The organism is Mycobacterium sp. PO1 (genome assembly GCF_017312405.1).
Lineage (GTDB): Bacteria > Actinomycetota > Actinomycetes > Mycobacteriales > Mycobacteriaceae > Mycobacterium.
The window spans coordinates 1-15459 of sequence record NZ_BLTG01000020.1; the positions used below are offsets into that span (position 1 = coordinate 1).

The 15459-nt window shown below is 59.6% G+C and carries 9 protein-coding genes; 2 read left to right on the top strand and 7 right to left on the bottom strand.

Annotated features, from left to right (window positions below):
- From J3476_RS09510 to J3476_RS09520, 3 genes are all read right to left on the bottom strand, one after another.
- Positions 1-1459 (bottom strand): P-loop NTPase fold protein (locus tag J3476_RS09510; protein WP_207066249.1); only part of this gene is annotated, 1459 nt, incomplete at its 3' end.
- Between the two features lie 403 nt (positions 1460-1862).
- Positions 1863-4955 (bottom strand): Eco57I restriction-modification methylase domain-containing protein, encoded by a 3093-nt coding sequence (locus J3476_RS09515; RefSeq protein ID WP_207066250.1) that lies wholly within the window; start codon positions 4953-4955, stop codon positions 1863-1865.
- Between the two features lie 518 nt (positions 4956-5473).
- A complete protein-coding gene (locus tag J3476_RS09520) occupies positions 5474-6892 on the bottom strand; it encodes a hypothetical protein (RefSeq protein ID WP_207066251.1) in 1419 nt (472 codons plus the stop codon).
- A 480-nt stretch (positions 6893-7372) separates the two neighbouring features.
- On the opposite strand from J3476_RS09520, the gene J3476_RS09525 reads away from it, so the two are divergent.
- Complete coding sequence (locus J3476_RS09525) at positions 7373-8299, top strand: hypothetical protein (protein WP_207066252.1); 927 nt, start codon at positions 7373-7375, stop codon at positions 8297-8299.
- Between the two features lie 20 nt (positions 8300-8319).
- Here the strand turns inward: J3476_RS09525 and J3476_RS09530 are convergent, their stop codons facing one another.
- The 4 genes from J3476_RS09530 to J3476_RS09545 form a co-directional block, all read right to left on the bottom strand.
- Positions 8320-8997, bottom strand: a complete 678-nt coding sequence (locus J3476_RS09530; RefSeq protein ID WP_207066253.1) for a hypothetical protein — start codon at positions 8995-8997, stop codon at positions 8320-8322.
- Between the two features lie 552 nt (positions 8998-9549).
- A complete protein-coding gene (locus tag J3476_RS09535) occupies positions 9550-9780 on the bottom strand; it encodes a DUF2188 domain-containing protein (protein WP_207066254.1) in 231 nt (76 codons plus the stop codon).
- A 273-nt stretch (positions 9781-10053) separates the two neighbouring features.
- The gene (locus J3476_RS09540; protein WP_207066255.1) at positions 10054-12579 is read right to left on the bottom strand and encodes a hypothetical protein; all 2526 of its coding nucleotides are present in this window, start codon (positions 12577-12579) and stop codon (positions 10054-10056) included.
- 604 nt (positions 12580-13183) lie between these two features.
- Positions 13184-14446, bottom strand: a complete 1263-nt coding sequence (locus J3476_RS09545; RefSeq protein WP_207066256.1) for a hypothetical protein — start codon at positions 14444-14446, stop codon at positions 13184-13186.
- Between the two features lie 122 nt (positions 14447-14568).
- On the opposite strand from J3476_RS09545, the gene J3476_RS09550 reads away from it, so the two are divergent.
- Positions 14569-15459 (top strand): hypothetical protein, encoded by an 891-nt coding sequence (locus J3476_RS09550; RefSeq protein ID WP_207066257.1) that lies wholly within the window; start codon positions 14569-14571, stop codon positions 15457-15459.

Consider the following 15459-nt stretch of genomic DNA (forward strand, 5'->3'; position numbering starts at 1 on the left):
CATTCAGCGGGAACACGCCATACGAAGCGATGTCCTTATCGCTCAGAGAAGGCAATACCCGCGCCCATCGGATGAAGTTGTCTGTGAACTTCGGCTTGCTCGCATCGCCTGCCTTCGCGCCTTTCGTGGTGGCGGCAGCCCTAGCCACTTCCTTCTCACCGTCGGCGTCAGGTGGGCTCGCAGGCTCACCCGACTCAGTATCACTCGGTGTTCCCGCCTGCCGCTCAAGCTCACGAACGTTGTCGCGTAGCGAGTTATTGCTTAACCAGCCGGCAAGCATGCGGAACTCATCGTCGAAGTACGCCTCTAGAATCATCAGCTTGGCTATGGCGGTGGGATCGAGCGTGATTCCACGCTTCGCCGCAACGTTCTGGCGAACGGACAGGTCGTTGAGGAAGCGTTTGATTCGTCGCGGATTGCCCTTCGTCTTCTCGTGCACGATCGGCTTCAGCCTGGTCGCGGTCGCGCGCGCCGCAACGTACTGTTCCGCCGACAGTGCCTTGACATCATCAAGCGGATTTCCACTGCGCCGGGCGTCAGAAACCTCGTTAACCAGCGTGTCGTAGTCTTCCCGGGTCATGCCTGACTTCACCTGCAGGAGAACGAGATAGGCTTCTGTGTCAAAGTCGCTGAGCGCAGGAACGGGGACTGACGTCTGAACGATCTTGTGGAGATACAGCTTTGATGGAGACTCCTCATCGTCGTCAGTCTGATCGGTCCGTGGGAAATGAGCGGCAATCGCTTCGGCGATGCGCGTCTCATCAGCCGCGATGACGAATGACATCTTCGGCACGGACAGGAACAGCCGGATCGTCTCAAGCGTCTCGACGACGGTTGGCGGTAGGCATCGATCGAGATCATCTACAAGAATGACCACGTTCTGAATATGTGCCAGTCCGTCGGATTGCAGCAGCTCGTTGAACTCCGCCCGGAACTCCACCATGTCGGAAATCGGCTCGGGATCATCATCGTCCGGCTTCGGCTTGATAAGCCCAAGAACCGAGTCGACATCGGGGAGCGTCATCGTGATCGAAGATTTAGCCGCAACCTGGAGCGCCTTCCCCCAGTCCACCCGCTTCGCGAGCCGCTTCACAAGCTTTTTTGCCTTGCTGCCAGTGTCCTCATCTTCGACGATCTGGCCACTCAGCTTGGTGAGGATCTCACCGATCAGTGATTCCTTCGCGCCGATCGCCGGGTCGTAACGCCAGGGGTCCGTCTCAATCACCAGCGTTGACACCGGCTGCCCCTCGGCCGGCTTCAGCTGTTTCGCAATCAACCGAAGCACCGAGGTCTTGCCACTCCCCCACGATCCCGACAACCCCAATGCGATCGGGTCCAGTGTTTCGTCCCGGAGCGCGTCCGTGACCGCGCCGGCTACAGCATCAAACGAAAGCAGATCGACATCTGCGGGCTCATCCAGGTAAATCGGATACTTCGGATCGGAACCCGGCTCGCTCATGTCTCCCCCTTAACGCTTCATGCGCATTCTATTTTTAGCTGTGTTTCATTATGACAGTTTCGCAGTAACTGTAAATACGAACTCAAGCATAGCGGCGAGGTCCGACATGTGGATATACCGTCCTCGAACTGCATCTTTACCTCAGCATCGCCGTTCAGTAGCGGCGAACCTGACTACGTGCCGCGTTGCTCAGATAGGGCAGCGCGAACAAAGGCGATCACGGATAAACGGCGGATTAGATTTCGTCTCCTTGGTCCAATAATCCCCGCCGGGCATACCATTCGCACCAATCTCCTCGGCTACGGGTTTCGCAAATGCATGACCATTGGGCGAACGTCAAACCAACACATCGATCGACGCACAGGGAGGTCTAGATCGACAGTGCTCCGACATCAATCGAACATCAGAGGATGGTGAACTCCATCGCCTCCACGAGTTCAATCTCCCGCCTGGTCAACCCGAACAGCTTGTAGAAGGACCTGTCGATCTGCTGAGTGAGCTTCGCAATCTCGGCCACCTTCTCTCCGACCACTGCACCGTGTTTGGCATGGGCACCCATGAGGTCCTCGACTTCCGAGATGTTGAACCGCCTGCGGAAGTTGGACACGAACGCCGGACTTTCTAGGCTCCACCATGCACCGTTGGCAGTCGGCCATGAAGTCAGACCGAACGTTGTCTTGATCAAAGTCTTGAACGCGTCGTCTGCCTCGGCTCTTTCTCGGTACAGGGCCGACAGCCGGCTCGCAACCTTGACGAATGACTCCTGCGCGTCGGTATCGATCCGCTTAATTGGCGTGCATCGGAGGTTGGGGGCGGAGAATCCGAGGTAGCCGCCGGCCATCCGGGCGCCGTCGAACAGGCACGTGAACACGTAGTTATAGAGGCGTGAGTTGACCCAAGCAAGAACGTATTCCGGAAGGAAATCGTCTTTTATCGTGTGAATGCAGTTGGTGTCGATTGACGCGTATTCCCCCAGGCTGTCGTACACAGCCTCCGACCGCAGTGCGATCTTGGCGAAGATGATCTTGGACGACTCGTAGAGCCGCCGACGGTTCTCGCTCACCTGGTCCAGGTCGAGATAGGGCTTCGCAATGACCCGACCTTGCTTTCTGAAACCGCGAAGACCCCACAGGCTTGTGTACTGATCGATCGTGCCCGTGTTGATAATCTTGTGTCCCGGAACGTCGCTGACGTGGGCTGCGTACTGATCGGCTTCGGCTGCCGTCGACGTTGCGTTGATCTCGCCAACGATCCCCAGACGGGCAGACTGACCGAAAACTTTCTCGGTGATCGGCAACTTGTCGTTGAGCAAGAACCCCATGATGTTGTCCGGGAGTGAGGACAGTTTGGTCGAATCATGGTCTGTCCCAAGCGGAACAGCAGACATTTCTTCCAGGCGTCCGGCCGTGATCTTGTACGGGACGCCTGTCGCGCGCTTGTTCAAGATAGTGATGACGGGGTAAACGTCAGCATCCTCGAAGACGTGGGTGTCGGACGCGTTGAGAATCGAGTCGAACTCGGTATTGTCGATCAACCATTGACGCAAGGCCGCTCCATAACTGACGGATAGCCAGCGGTTCGGTGTGATGAACCCGAGCTTGCCGCCCGGCTTCAGCAGTTCAATGCCGCGCTCAAAGAAGTAGATGTAGAGGTCGACGGCACCGACGGCCGTCGTGTAGCCCGACCGCATGAACCTACGCTCCGGCGCGGCGATATTTCGAGACATCTCAATAGCGTTGACGTACGGCGGGTTCCCTACGACCACATCGAAGCCGCCCTTGGCGATGACTGCGGCGAAATCTTCCGACCAGTTGAATGGCTTGTCGGTGAACATGGCGTTGTCGATCAGCGAATTCCCGCACTTGATGTTGCCGTCGAGCGAGGCGAGTGGCTTGTTCTTCTCGGCCGTCTTGAGCCACAGACTGAGCTTGGTGATCTCGACGGACTCACGGTTCAGGTCGACGCCGAAGATATTGGTCGTCAGGATATTGCGCACGAAATCGTCGGTCGAGTACAGCGCCGCGTCGCCGAGGATGTCGGCTACGCGCTGATTCTCTCGGAACAAGTAGTCGAAGACGTAAACCAGGAAAGCACCTGAGCCGCAGGCGAGATCGAGCACTTTGATGTCCTGCAAGATGAACTGAAACTCGATGTAGGCCTTCTGCTGGCGCTCCGCGTAGCCCTTTTCGCCAAGACGTCCAGTCAGCCGGTGCTTGGCTTGTATCTCGCGTTCCTTCTCGCGTAAGTAGGCGCCGACCGTGTTATCGACGATGTACCGGACGATGTAGTCCGGGGTGTAGTAGATCCCTTCTCTGTGTCGCTGACCGTCGTGCGTGGCTGCGTCCGGCCTTAACTCATCAGGATCTACGTCGTCATGTACCTGGCGACGAATACTTTCGAGGTCGGTGATCGACTGCTCGAAGATGTGTCCCAGGACATTGACGGGGAGTTGTTCCTCGAACTCGTATCCCGACAGTTTGGCGAGACGCCTCATCACATCGTCCGAGATGTCAAGGCTGTCGATGACAGAGTCAGTTGCGAAGAGGCCGCCGTTGTATCCGTTGGGAATCTCAAGCGTCGCGCTGCCTTTGTCGATCGCCGCGAACAGTCGCTTGAACGCGTTGAAGATCGAAGTGTCCACCTTCGATTCTTCGGCTTCTCGGACCACAATCTCAACGATGTCCGGCGGCAGTAGCCCGATGTCTTCCGCGAAGCACGCGAAGACCACTCGGTCGATGATCGTCTGGGCCTTTTCGATGGCAAGGTCGGAGTCAACCGTTGGGTTCTTCTTGAGGATGTCGCGCAACAGTTTGATGCGAGCGTCCTTGTACCGCTCGTAAAACTCCTTACCGATCTCTTCCTGCGCCGTCAGGACCAGACGGAGAAGAGTTTGGGTGTTCGACAGCCCGCGCGCAGCAGTGAAGTTATCGACGTGCATTAGCACGTACCAGGTCTTGAACTTGATGTAATCGTCTTCGGGGTCGACAAGATCGTCGAGCGTCCAAGACTCAAAGACCAGCTCGTTGGTGTTGTAGAGCCGGAACTCCCAAAAATTGCTGACCACGACGAATGGGCACGTCGGGTATTGAGGCTTGTACTTGAACGCTTGTTGGACCGGCGTCAGGTTGCCTTCCCGCTGCTGCGGCTTGTCGAGGGGTGTGCTAGCTCCTTTGAGTTCCACCACGGCGAAAATGTTCTTGATGTCGGCCGATGGGTCCTCGTACTTCAGTACTGCGTCCGGGAACTGCTTACTCTCGGTCGTGTCCTTCGGTTTGAAGGTGGTAGGGACGATCGGCGCCTGCCGATATCCCAGAATCGTGACGAAGAAGTCCTGGTTATATCCCTGCTCACGGCTAGTCTCGTTGTCCGTTTTGAGCTGACCCTGGTGGTAGTCGGAGTGCCAGGTCCGCACCAAATCAATATGAGCCTGCACGTCCTGCGTCTGAATCTGCTGCGCGCGCTCCCGCAACTTGGACTTCCCAAACAACCCCGCCATGACTCGCAGCTTAGAGCGAGGTACGGAAACGCCGTCGGTGATCCAGGCTTCCGCGGTGCCAGCCGCATCGAGCCCAGGCTCCGACTCATGTCTGTTCATCGGCAGGCGCCCGTCGTCCCCGACGCGGATGGACGCAGGTGTGGCAGATTCGGTCCGTCGTGGTTCCTGCCGATAGCGGGTCGGAAGGGGTACCGGCGGCAGGGCGTGAGGACGTCATCCATCGACGACGCAACCGGACCGTGGAACCCCCAACGACCTGTTCGACGGTCAGACGGCACAGGTGGCGATGGTACGTCCTTCTGACCGTGAGAGACAAGGCATAGCAAATTGATCGACCTCCCCGGTGGTCACTTAAATAGCACTTCATTGACACAAGAAGCCAAACAACCTCAGGTATACAGCTAACTACTCGACTGAGGTAGTTCGGCGATGGCGCTTAACCCGACTCTGACAGAGACCACCGACAAGAAATTCAGATGTAGCCGGCGCGCTCAGGTCAACGGGTAGGGCGGTGCACCTCACCACCGATGGGCGAAGCCGAGGCGTTGTCGGAAGTCGCGAAGCTCGGTGTAGTCCGGTGGCTTGACCTTCGGCTGGCGAATGGGCTTCGTCAGCGGGTCACGTTCGCCGCTGTAGCGCTCGCACCAATGCATCCACTCGATGGCTGCCGCTCGTTGCTCCTCGTCGGCGATGGTTCCGATGCGCTCGGCCATGTCAGCGAGGTAGAGGCGCAGCCGGCCAGCCAACTCCCAGTCCTTCATGTCTGCGATCAGCCGCTCCCCCAGCGCGTGCTGCACGTAGGCCTGGCGGGCGAGTTCATCTTCCCGTTCTTGCCGCTTCTGCTTCTCGACCTCCGCCAGTCGCTCGGCTTCGGTGCGCTCGGTATGAATCAGCGACCAGCGCTCGAACAAGGTCATGACATCCGGCAGCCGCGACTCCAGCGGGATCGTCTTGGTGTCCGCCCACGACACCTCCGAGGAATACCGGCTGTCGGTGTTCAGGGTGATCGACAGTCGCTTGGACGGTACGTAGTCATGGGTAGGGATTCGGTACCACGACTCGCGCTTGGCCCGTTCGAGTTCCTTCAGTGTTGCCTCGTGGGGCGCCTTGTCCTGCAGCTGCTTAATGCCGATCCCGCACTTGACCGGCGTCACGCCGACGATCACGCATCCGGGCAGCTCGTTGCGGTCATGGTAGCCATAGCCGCGGTGCTCCCGTTTCGGTGCTTCATTCACGGTGTAGCCGCGTGCTTCTGCCTCACGTGCCAGGGCGTGCAGCAATCGCAGCGCGCGCTGCCGCTGTGGTGATTCGATCGAAGTGAGCCGGTTCTCGCTTCGCAGCGCCGCCACCGCGGAGTGCCAGCGCCCAATGCGGTCGGCAGCCACGACCTCGGCTGGTGGCTGCGTCTTCCACTCGGCGACCGACGACAGCCGAAACACCTTCTGGTAGCAGCTGGCGCCATCCATCAAAATCACTTGCTGGCCGTCCGGAGCCATCTCCCTCCTGTTGATGATCGCGACCAGATTGCCGTAGTTGGTGTCATCGCCCTTGGTATTCAGTTCCAGAACGCCACCAGCATCGATGATGTCCTGCAACAACTTTCGGGTCGGCGTGGGATCGTCGGGACCTGGACGGGTGAGCGATCGTTGTGGATTCCCTTGCTCTGAATGCGCCAACCGAATCGTGCGACTGTACGACCGACGCTTGTTCGGGAAGTGATCCTTCGGGTAGTCGCCGTGCGTCAGGTAGTAGGTGCCGGCTGGTTCGATCGTCGCCTTCCAACCACCTCGCTTGCTGATCGTGACCAGACGCCGGTTCTGCAAGGCGGCAGCAGTCGCCTTATAGCCGGTGTTGGTCCATCGACCGTCGGGACAGCCGTCACCGATCCAGCGGAGTACGTCGAGCTGGCGTGTGTTGAGGGGAGTATCCAGCGCCATACGGAAATTCTCGGCGACCGACTACCGCAGCGCGATCCAAGCAATCGGACGGCGGAGACTGCCCTGCACGCAGAACGTCGAACCCGCGGCGAGCCGTGTTCTGCCAGCAAGCTGAGGTGGGTAAGAACTCAAGCGTGTGCATTCGGCTGGAGCGGTTCAACGAAGACAGTTGTCGGCACCCGTCGATAGGGTCGCGGTGAGCACAACGTTGGACGCTGCGAACGGAGGGTGGGCGATGGTGAGCACACGTGGTGATGGCGGGGTGTCAATCCTCGCCGAGGAGGTAGTCGCTGGCGACATCGTACTGGTGCCTCACGAAGGTGGCGGGCGGCGTCCGCTCCATGTCGTGTCGGTACGCCAAGAGCAGATTGTGGGAGGTCGTCCAGTGGTGCTCCTCACTCTGGAAATAGAACCACCGGCCGCACGGCCGGTGGTCGTTCAGGCACCCGTGGGCAGCAGGGTCATCCGCCTTCCTCGCGCATGACCGAGGCGCAGCCGAGCGCATCGCCACCGAAGCAGCAGATTCAGCTCCATGCCGAGTACGTGGGATCAGTGCAGCTGCGCATGCTGTTCAGCCCGTCGGGGCCGGATGCCAAAGCTGACGATAAGGACTTCCGGCTGCTCGCGCACGGGAGTGCTTTCGTATACGAGTGCGATGGCCAGACCTATCTCGTCACGGCAAGGCACAACCTCACCGGACGGCATTGGCAGACAAACGTCTACCTCGGTGAGTACGAAGTCAGTCCGACCCATCTGCAAATCACGCTGCTGACCAAGCCACCAGCTGAGGGATGGCAACTTCAGCCCACCGGCGATGACGCACGCACGGCATCGACGGCTTTTCGTGCGCGGCAGTTTCTCGTCTCGCTGATCGGCGAGGATTGGGCACCCCTCTGGAAGCAGCATCCCGTACACGGAGGTGACGTCGATGTCGCGGTGCAGGCCATCAACTTCGATGACGATGACCTGATATACCCGTGGAAGTATCCGGTTGAGGAAACCGATCCTCGGGCGACGAAGTGGTCGAATCTTGCTCCAGCTCAGGACGTTTTCGTGGTCGGGTATCCGTATGCGCTATCGACCGGCCCCTTGTTCCCGTTGTGGATACGCGGCACGGTTGCCTCGGACACTCACTTCGGTGTCGTCGTTGACGGCAAGCAGCTGCCACTGATCCTCGTGGATGCGCGGACACGAACCGGCCAGTCTGGCTCAGTTGTCATCAGACACATCCCCGAAGGCGCCGTGGTCCCCACCATGGGCAACAGCATCGGCATTACGCAGCGGCCACAGTCGCAGATTGTCGGCGTCTACTCGGGTCGAACCAGCGACGAGTCCGATCTTGGATACGTATGGCCGATCGCCGAGGTCGAGGACATCTGCCGCCACGGGAATGCCGGAACCATCTAACTCGTCGACCTGCCGTCGCGTTACTGACCGCGTTGGTAGTTCCAGATCGCATGGTCCAGTGCGCTGGCGGTCATCGATAGTTCTTCTGCGACCGCGGTCAGCAGGCCGACGCAGAAAGCTGCACCGACAGTCTTGAGAGGACGATCGAGCGCGTTTGCGACAAACCGGGCGATCATTCGGTCGGGCTTGATACCGGGAATCCCGGCCAGCATCTGGACGTAGTGCCACGTGACACCCGGCCCCTGACCGGGAACCTTCAGCCAGGCCTTCTTGACCTTCGCAAGCGCGTCAGGGTCCTCCGCGGCAATACGCAGATCCTCCGCATTCAGGACGCCGAGATCGATCATGTTCTTGGCTTCGACTTCGATGGCGTAGGCCTTGAGAGGCGCGCCCCGGTGTGTCGACGTCCGATTGCCATTGCCGATGCGTTTGGCCCAGGCTTCATGACCGCCGAGCTGAGCGAACGTGGCCGCGAGGTCGGCGGCGCTGTCTGCATTCGGGTCAGCGCCGTGCTCACGCCGGTAGGCGCGATAGTTCTTCACGACCTTCTCGACGGTCGGGTAGCGGACCATTGTCGACTGCACGGAGTCCACGATGCAGAGCGCCAGACTGTTCGGATAACCGTCCGGGGCCTTGGAGCCACGGAACTGTTCGCACCGCTCGGCGACGACCCGGACCTGTTGGGGCGACAAGCTCATGCCGGAACCGTCTCACACTGGTCCGACAGGGCGGTATCAATTACCAGATCGACGATTCGGTTAGATGCCGCTGCCCCGAGCGATGAAGACACCGTCTGCACCGCATCGGGGGCACGGGTAGTCGTCGAACTCAAGCAAGCACGGGGCGATCACCCATAAGACATCCTCGCAGAGCAAGAGGGTGCACCCACACGTGAGGATGCAGCGCCACGAGGCCGGATGGGCGGCGACTGCGCATCCCGATGTGAGGGCGTCGCATTCCATGACCGGTGTGAAATCCAGCGCCAACAACACGGGGTCGTGCCACCAGTCGGGATCAGGGCGGGTGTCGGCCATTCCAGAACGTCGGTCTTCCGATCGTCGGTCTACGCAGACGGGCATGAATGCGGATCAGACCGCCCGATCCTACGGACATCCCACCCAACCGGCAAGGTTCTGGCTACCGAAACATTCCAAAGGATAGCTACGAATTATTCTGTATCAGAACCTTTTTCGAGAGACACTCTATGTCGCCAGCTAAATCAAACAAGCTAGCCGCGTGGCAACAGGCGGTCAGCCCCTGGGTGGATTCTTGTCACGACTCCGCGGGTAGGTGTTCCGCTCGCCAATCGTGCCGTCCATCTTCTTGATGACATGCTCCACGCCACGATCGCGCGCCATGTCGCGTCCTACTGCTTGCGCCTCGGCCTTCGTCTCAGCCGTGTTCGACGCCCGCTGGCCACCTTGGACGCGGTTCTTCCACACCCCATCCTCGTTGTAGGTCTCGATGTCGCCCTTTACCATGACTAATCCCTTCAGCTCCCTAGACACACGCTAAACCTGGCCAACGACACATACGGGGACCTGCGATGTGCGTTGCCGCGCGATTGTCGGGCTCGGTGAGACGATGAGCCTTATGCAGCAGACCTCGGCGCAGGCCTACCAGGCCCTACGTATGCGCTGCCCGCGATCATGTGGCACAAGCGGGCCTTCAAGTGTGCCAACGCGCGACGCGGCAGGCCTTCAGCCGTCGCGCGAGACGCTCACGCGATGGTGGCAGCTACCCAGAAACAACGATTACAGCGCGCCTTTATCGACCGTGACCCATGCCGACCCGGTCCACATGCGGCGTAGCCACGACCCGGCCGCGGTCAACGAATCCGCGCCGATGTTCCAGTTGAACGCTCCTGTCGCGTTGGCGGTGCGGACGTAACGGATCTCCCGCCCGGTGGCCATGCGATAGGTTGAAATCGGTTCGGTGATCGTTCGCGTCGCCGTCAGGGGGGTATCGAGAAGCTGTGTGCCCTTAGCAAATCCATTGAGCGATACGCTGCTGTCGCCTCGCGTGTCGATACCCGTGCTGATCGCTTGCTGGCTGACAACGAGATCATCGAAGTATGCCGTCGCGGAGACTCCGACCGCGATGAAGCCTCCGTTGCTGACATTGGGCGCGGTGTCGGTTTCGATCCTGCCCACGGTGATTATGCCGTTGTTGCTGGTGAAATCACCAATGCGCCATGTTGTTCCGCTCGAACGGACGACGAGCCGGTTCACTCTCACGGCAGACGTGCTGTCGGTGAGGTAGAAGATGCGTTGATCCCCGGTCGATCCGCGCAGATCCATAACCAGCGTGTCGATGATCAGTTCGCTGTTGGTGAGCTGAATGGGGCGGAACGGATTTTGTGTACTGGCGACTACGATTTCCAAGAGAGGTATCCGCACGGTCGCGTTGTTGACCGTCACTAGAGTCCCGTTGTAACTCGGTGCATAGATCCGTCCGGACAGCTCAGCATTACCACGCGACGACATGCCGCTGTAGTTGATGTTGATGGCGTTAGTTGCCGTGTACGGGATGGGGATAGTGTGGGTGTGGTTGATAATTTTATGGTCACCGCCACCGTCATCGGCGGCGACGAGTTCAATTCCACTCGGGCCAAAACTTGTGCAGTCACGGACGATGTTGTTGCGGCCGCGGATTTTGAACGCATACAGCGAACCCTCTGGCTCTTTGTGATTCCATCCGACGTAGCAAGAATCGTAGGTGATGAAGTTGGCGTCTTCGTGAGTGTCGAACGCTGCATGACCGACCTCGCCGGCATTGCCGCCAAACACCCGATGACCAATATTTGACCCATAAAACCGCAAGGTGGATGAGTCCGCACCGCTCGCGTGCCCCGTCGTGGTAACGAGGTGTCGCAGATAAGACCCCTTCGCCCCCGCGATGTAGAAGTCGTTGCAGCACTCCAGCCTTATTCCGTATCCAACCCTGCTCTCAGCCGAAGACGTTAATAAATTGTGCATATTACCGCCATCGACCAATCCGCCGACGCACCCGGCGAATCGGATCGCCTGACCCACCAGGTTTTGACACACCGGCCCGATAACTTGCGGCTCTACCGCCTGCAATATGTCGATGGCGGGAGTGGTCCTATCCGCGGTAGGGGAACCCGGTTCATCCTCTACCCAAGGGGATTGTAGCAATACATCCTTGACGGTGAGACGAGCGATACGGATGTTCGTGGTCAGCGTGACCCGCAACAACCGGGCCAAATACAGGTAATTCCCCGACACGCCAGCAACTCGCACCCGCTCACCGTCACGCCAGGTCGACGCCGCAGGAGTGCCCGGGATCAGGTCGTCTGCGACTATGATCGCCCAATCACCCGCGGCCCAACCCACCGTGCTGGAAAGCTCGATCCTGGTGGCCGAGGTTGTCGTGCCCGATCCGCTCCAGTCCCAGAGGGTGTTAGTCAGGCCGACAACGTTCTGGATGGTGCTGTTGCTATAGGTAAGCGTCAGTACCGGATTGTTCGGCATCCCCGTGGAGCGAAGGACCTTCGCGCCGTTGAAGTTGACCCGTGCATCAATGTCGGTCTTCGTCACGCCCGAATCGGCTGTGTAGGTTTTCGCCGTTTCAAAAACCACTGTGCCGCCATTTGCGTCGGCTTCGTCGAGCGCTGCCGATAGGGCTGCGGCGAATCCGGCGTCGGGGTTGAACCGTTCCAGCGGCACGATGCCGCCGGTAGCCTTCTGGACTGCCGGGTCGAATCCGACTGCATCCCTCGCTTCTTGTTCGGTGCCAGCAGTAAGTAAGTCCCGCCCCGTCGCCGTCGAGTCACTAATGTCAGTCGAAGCCGGATGGTAATCGCCGGCCTTGGCTGTGCTTGATGTCGTCCCGATCGTCAGATTGCTTGTGCCTGCGCCGATGGCTGTTCTCGCCGCAACGCCATCAGCGGCAGTCAGTACAGCCCGGCCCGTTGCCGTGGCGTCGGTAATATTGTTCGAATCTGGCTGGTAATTACCAGCTTTAGCGGTAACAGAAGTTGTACCGAGTGTCAGGTCACTTGTACCCGCACCGATCGCCGCCCGTGCGGCGGCCTGATCTCCTCCGGCCGCGATTACTACAGGCTTGTCAGTGATGTCATCCCATTCTGGGATGCCGCCAGTCGCGTTAAGTTTCGACCGAACAGAACTGTCGAGTAGTCCCTCAGAAACTATTCCATCTCTCAATGTGCCATCTGGCTTGTGCGCTTGCGATAGATAGTCATTGAGTACATCGCCCCACGTACCGGCGTCCTTGCCAGGGATCGGAAGCCTCGCCATCAGGCAGTCCTCCGCGTCGGCTGATCACCACCTTGCTTCACGCCGCCATAGGCGCTGCCACCGTAGCCGGACTGTTGCGATACACGGCCAGATCCGCTGCCCGACATACCTATTCGTAGTAGGGCACCGCCCCCAACCACCGCGACGGCTCCTATCGCAATGTGCTTGATGAAATCCTGCCGATTCATCGGCTTGCCGAGAAGTTGGTTCAGATTCTTTTTTATTTCCATACCCATATAGCAGTGAACTGCTACCTCAATTACATTTGTAATACTGTCAATATTAATGCGTTTATGTTATTTTGACAAGAGCAATAATTGCGAGAACGAAATGGCGACATACAACTGCATTGATAGCACAAACAACGCATATGGCTCGGGCGGGTACGGCACCTGCACCGGCCAGACTATTGGTGCGCCAAACACGGGATTCTTTGACCACGCACTGACGGGTGGCGGCTTCACCGTACTATTGCCGCTCGCTGTGGCCATCCTCATCGTGGGCGTCGCAACGCTACTGTTTCGCCGTCGCCGATCGCGGCAGCATCCGTCGAGCTGACGCCGCCGATCGTGAACGTCGCGGACGTTGGTTCAGACTTGTCTCATCACCATTCAGCTTCGCCTTCCATTCCCGCCTCCGTGGAACCAGTTGCCTGATCAGAACTTTGGGCCGAAGCGGGACCGGCTTGGGCGGGCGGGGCGAGGCGCGGTGTGTCACTGCCGTCGGGATCAATGAACGCTGCAATACCGATCTTCATCACGGCGTCGTAGTCGACGTCTATCCCGATGCCCTTCGCGCCGTAGTCGGTGATCCGCCACAGTCCGTACCGGTCGATACGGACCACGATCCGTGCAAGCAAGCGAGCCGTCTGCTCTAGTCCGTCCATAAAGAGATCGTTTGCCGCTGTGTCCTGGTAATTGAAGAAGCGCTTGCCATCGAGAAACAGATCTTTTCTGTACCGCGGCGGGAACCATACCGGCACGTACCCGGCGTCACGGAGAAGCTGGTCGGCTGCTTCGGCTGCGTAGGCGTAGTCGCTGTTCGTGGGCCAGCGACTTGCGGTGACCAGCTTGATGATGACGTCAAAGGGCAACAGCAAGGGCTGACTGCTGCGTAGGACATCTGTGATGGTTGAGATCGACGGGTCGTACACCTGTCGGCCAACAGCGACCACTGCGTCGAAGAACAGTTGTCGGGTCTTTGGTAGCGGATACTTACGCCCCTTTGCTGATGGCAATGACTGCGACAGGTTCGGCAGCATGTCACCGAGCCGAGGGGTCGGTGCCGCCCGGTCGTTGAAGGTCGCAGCGCTGCACATTAGAGCAGCGAAGATCGCACGCTCCCGCAGGGATTCGGGCAGCTTGTTGATCCGTGCTGCCTCGTTTGCCTCCCACTCGCCGGGTGTCCAGCACAGTGATCGCACGAGCTGGAGAAGTTTTACCGCAAACGCTTCAATGATGGCCGACGATCGACTCTCGTACTGTTTCTCGCCGAGATCACCCAAATCTGCTCGTGCACGGAGCTGCCGGTCCCCCAGATTGAAATGGAAAGCGGCTTCGAGGTTCAGCTCGTGGTTTAGCACCACCCATCGCTGGTCGAAAGCTTCGCCTGGAACTGGGTGTGCCGTGCGATAGCTGTTCACGACGCATTTGAGCGCCTCGACGGTCGCGATGGCGAGATCGACACCATGGTGTTGCGTTCGTGCGTATTCATCGCGGCTGATCGGTAAACGCTGCAGGTTGGCTCCATCACGCCGCACCTTCGCCGGCGTGATGCCTTCGCGCTTCTTCAGCTCCTGTAATTCACGGAGCAGGTCGTTAAAGACGGGCGGCCGGGTGCCGGAGGTATCGCCCAGGGTCGTCGTCATCGGGCCATTACACCATCCAGGCATGCCAAAGAACCTCAGCTCATAGCCCGTTTTGTCCCCACATCTGCCGACAAAGTGACCCCCAAATCTCGGTTCCGACGAGTGCGCGGTCTGCGGCTCAATTGATCCCGACGTTCCCGCGTCAATCGTCATCGAGACCTGGCTGGCAGTGCCGCGAGCCACCCGTCGTCAGCGGTACTGGCGCCCACTACTCGAAGGAGGAAGCGTTGTATCGACTCACGAGTACGCACACTCTCGCGGCATTCACCGCTGTCGTTGCCCTGGTGACTGGCTGCAGTACGGGAGGAGTATCCGATTCCCTAGCGCAGGCCGAACGAGTCGCCGCGTCCTGCCCGCCCGATGGAGCGCGCATCGCCGCCCTCGTGCAGGTGGATTGGTCCGGCAGTCGCCGCAGCCTGGCAGCGACGCCTGCCGAGGAGCAGGTAGTCCGTGCGGCTGCCGAGCGTGCGCTGATCTGTGGCGGCCATCTGCGGATGACCGTGTTCTCAGGCTCGATGATCGCAGTCACGGTCTTCGACGCCAATCTCCACCTCGACGGGGCGACAACGAACGCGCGGCTCCGCAAGGCACCGAAAGCGGTCGACGCGGTGATGGCGCAGGTCACCTCCGCATTCCCGGAGGCGATCGAGCGGATAAGTGACGGCGCAACCGACATCGTGGCCCAGTACCAGCTCGGTGAGGAGTACTGGACGCAGCTGTCCGCAACCGACCACAGCGTGTTGGAACAGACGATCGTGACCGACGGCATCCAAACCGCCGGCCAGGACCTCAGTGACCCGTCCCTCACCATCGCCCACGCCGAAGCGCTGGCTGCCGCCGTCTCGGTGCCGGATTTGACCGGCGCGACCGTGCGTCTGATCGGCATTGGTCGCCAGGCTGACGACGCTTCGCTCCCGACGCCCTACATCGCTGCCTTGCGGGCCTTCCACACCACTGTCTGCGACAAGACCGGGGCGGACTGCTCTGTCGTCACCGATGCGGCGGGAGCCTGA

Excerpts from the sequence above, each read along its gene's own strand:
- J3476_RS09535 (WP_207066254.1), bottom strand. The coding sequence starts at position 9,780 with ATGGTAAAGGGCGACATCGAGACCTACAACGAGGATGGGGTGTGGAAG.
- J3476_RS09525 (WP_207066252.1), top strand. The coding sequence starts at position 7,373 with ATGACCGAGGCGCAGCCGAGCGCATCGCCACCGAAGCAGCAGATTCAG.
- J3476_RS09545 (WP_207066256.1), bottom strand. The coding sequence starts at position 14,446 with ATGACGACGACCCTGGGCGATACCTCCGGCACCCGGCCGCCCGTCTTT.
- J3476_RS09530 (WP_207066253.1), bottom strand. The coding sequence starts at position 8,997 with ATGAGCTTGTCGCCCCAACAGGTCCGGGTCGTCGCCGAGCGGTGCGAA.
- J3476_RS09515 (WP_207066250.1), bottom strand. The coding sequence starts at position 4,955 with ATGGCGGGGTTGTTTGGGAAGTCCAAGTTGCGGGAGCGCGCGCAGCAG.
- J3476_RS09540 (WP_207066255.1), bottom strand. The coding sequence starts at position 12,579 with ATGGCGAGGCTTCCGATCCCTGGCAAGGACGCCGGTACGTGGGGCGAT.
- J3476_RS09520 (WP_207066251.1), bottom strand. The coding sequence starts at position 6,892 with ATGGCGCTGGATACTCCCCTCAACACACGCCAGCTCGACGTACTCCGC.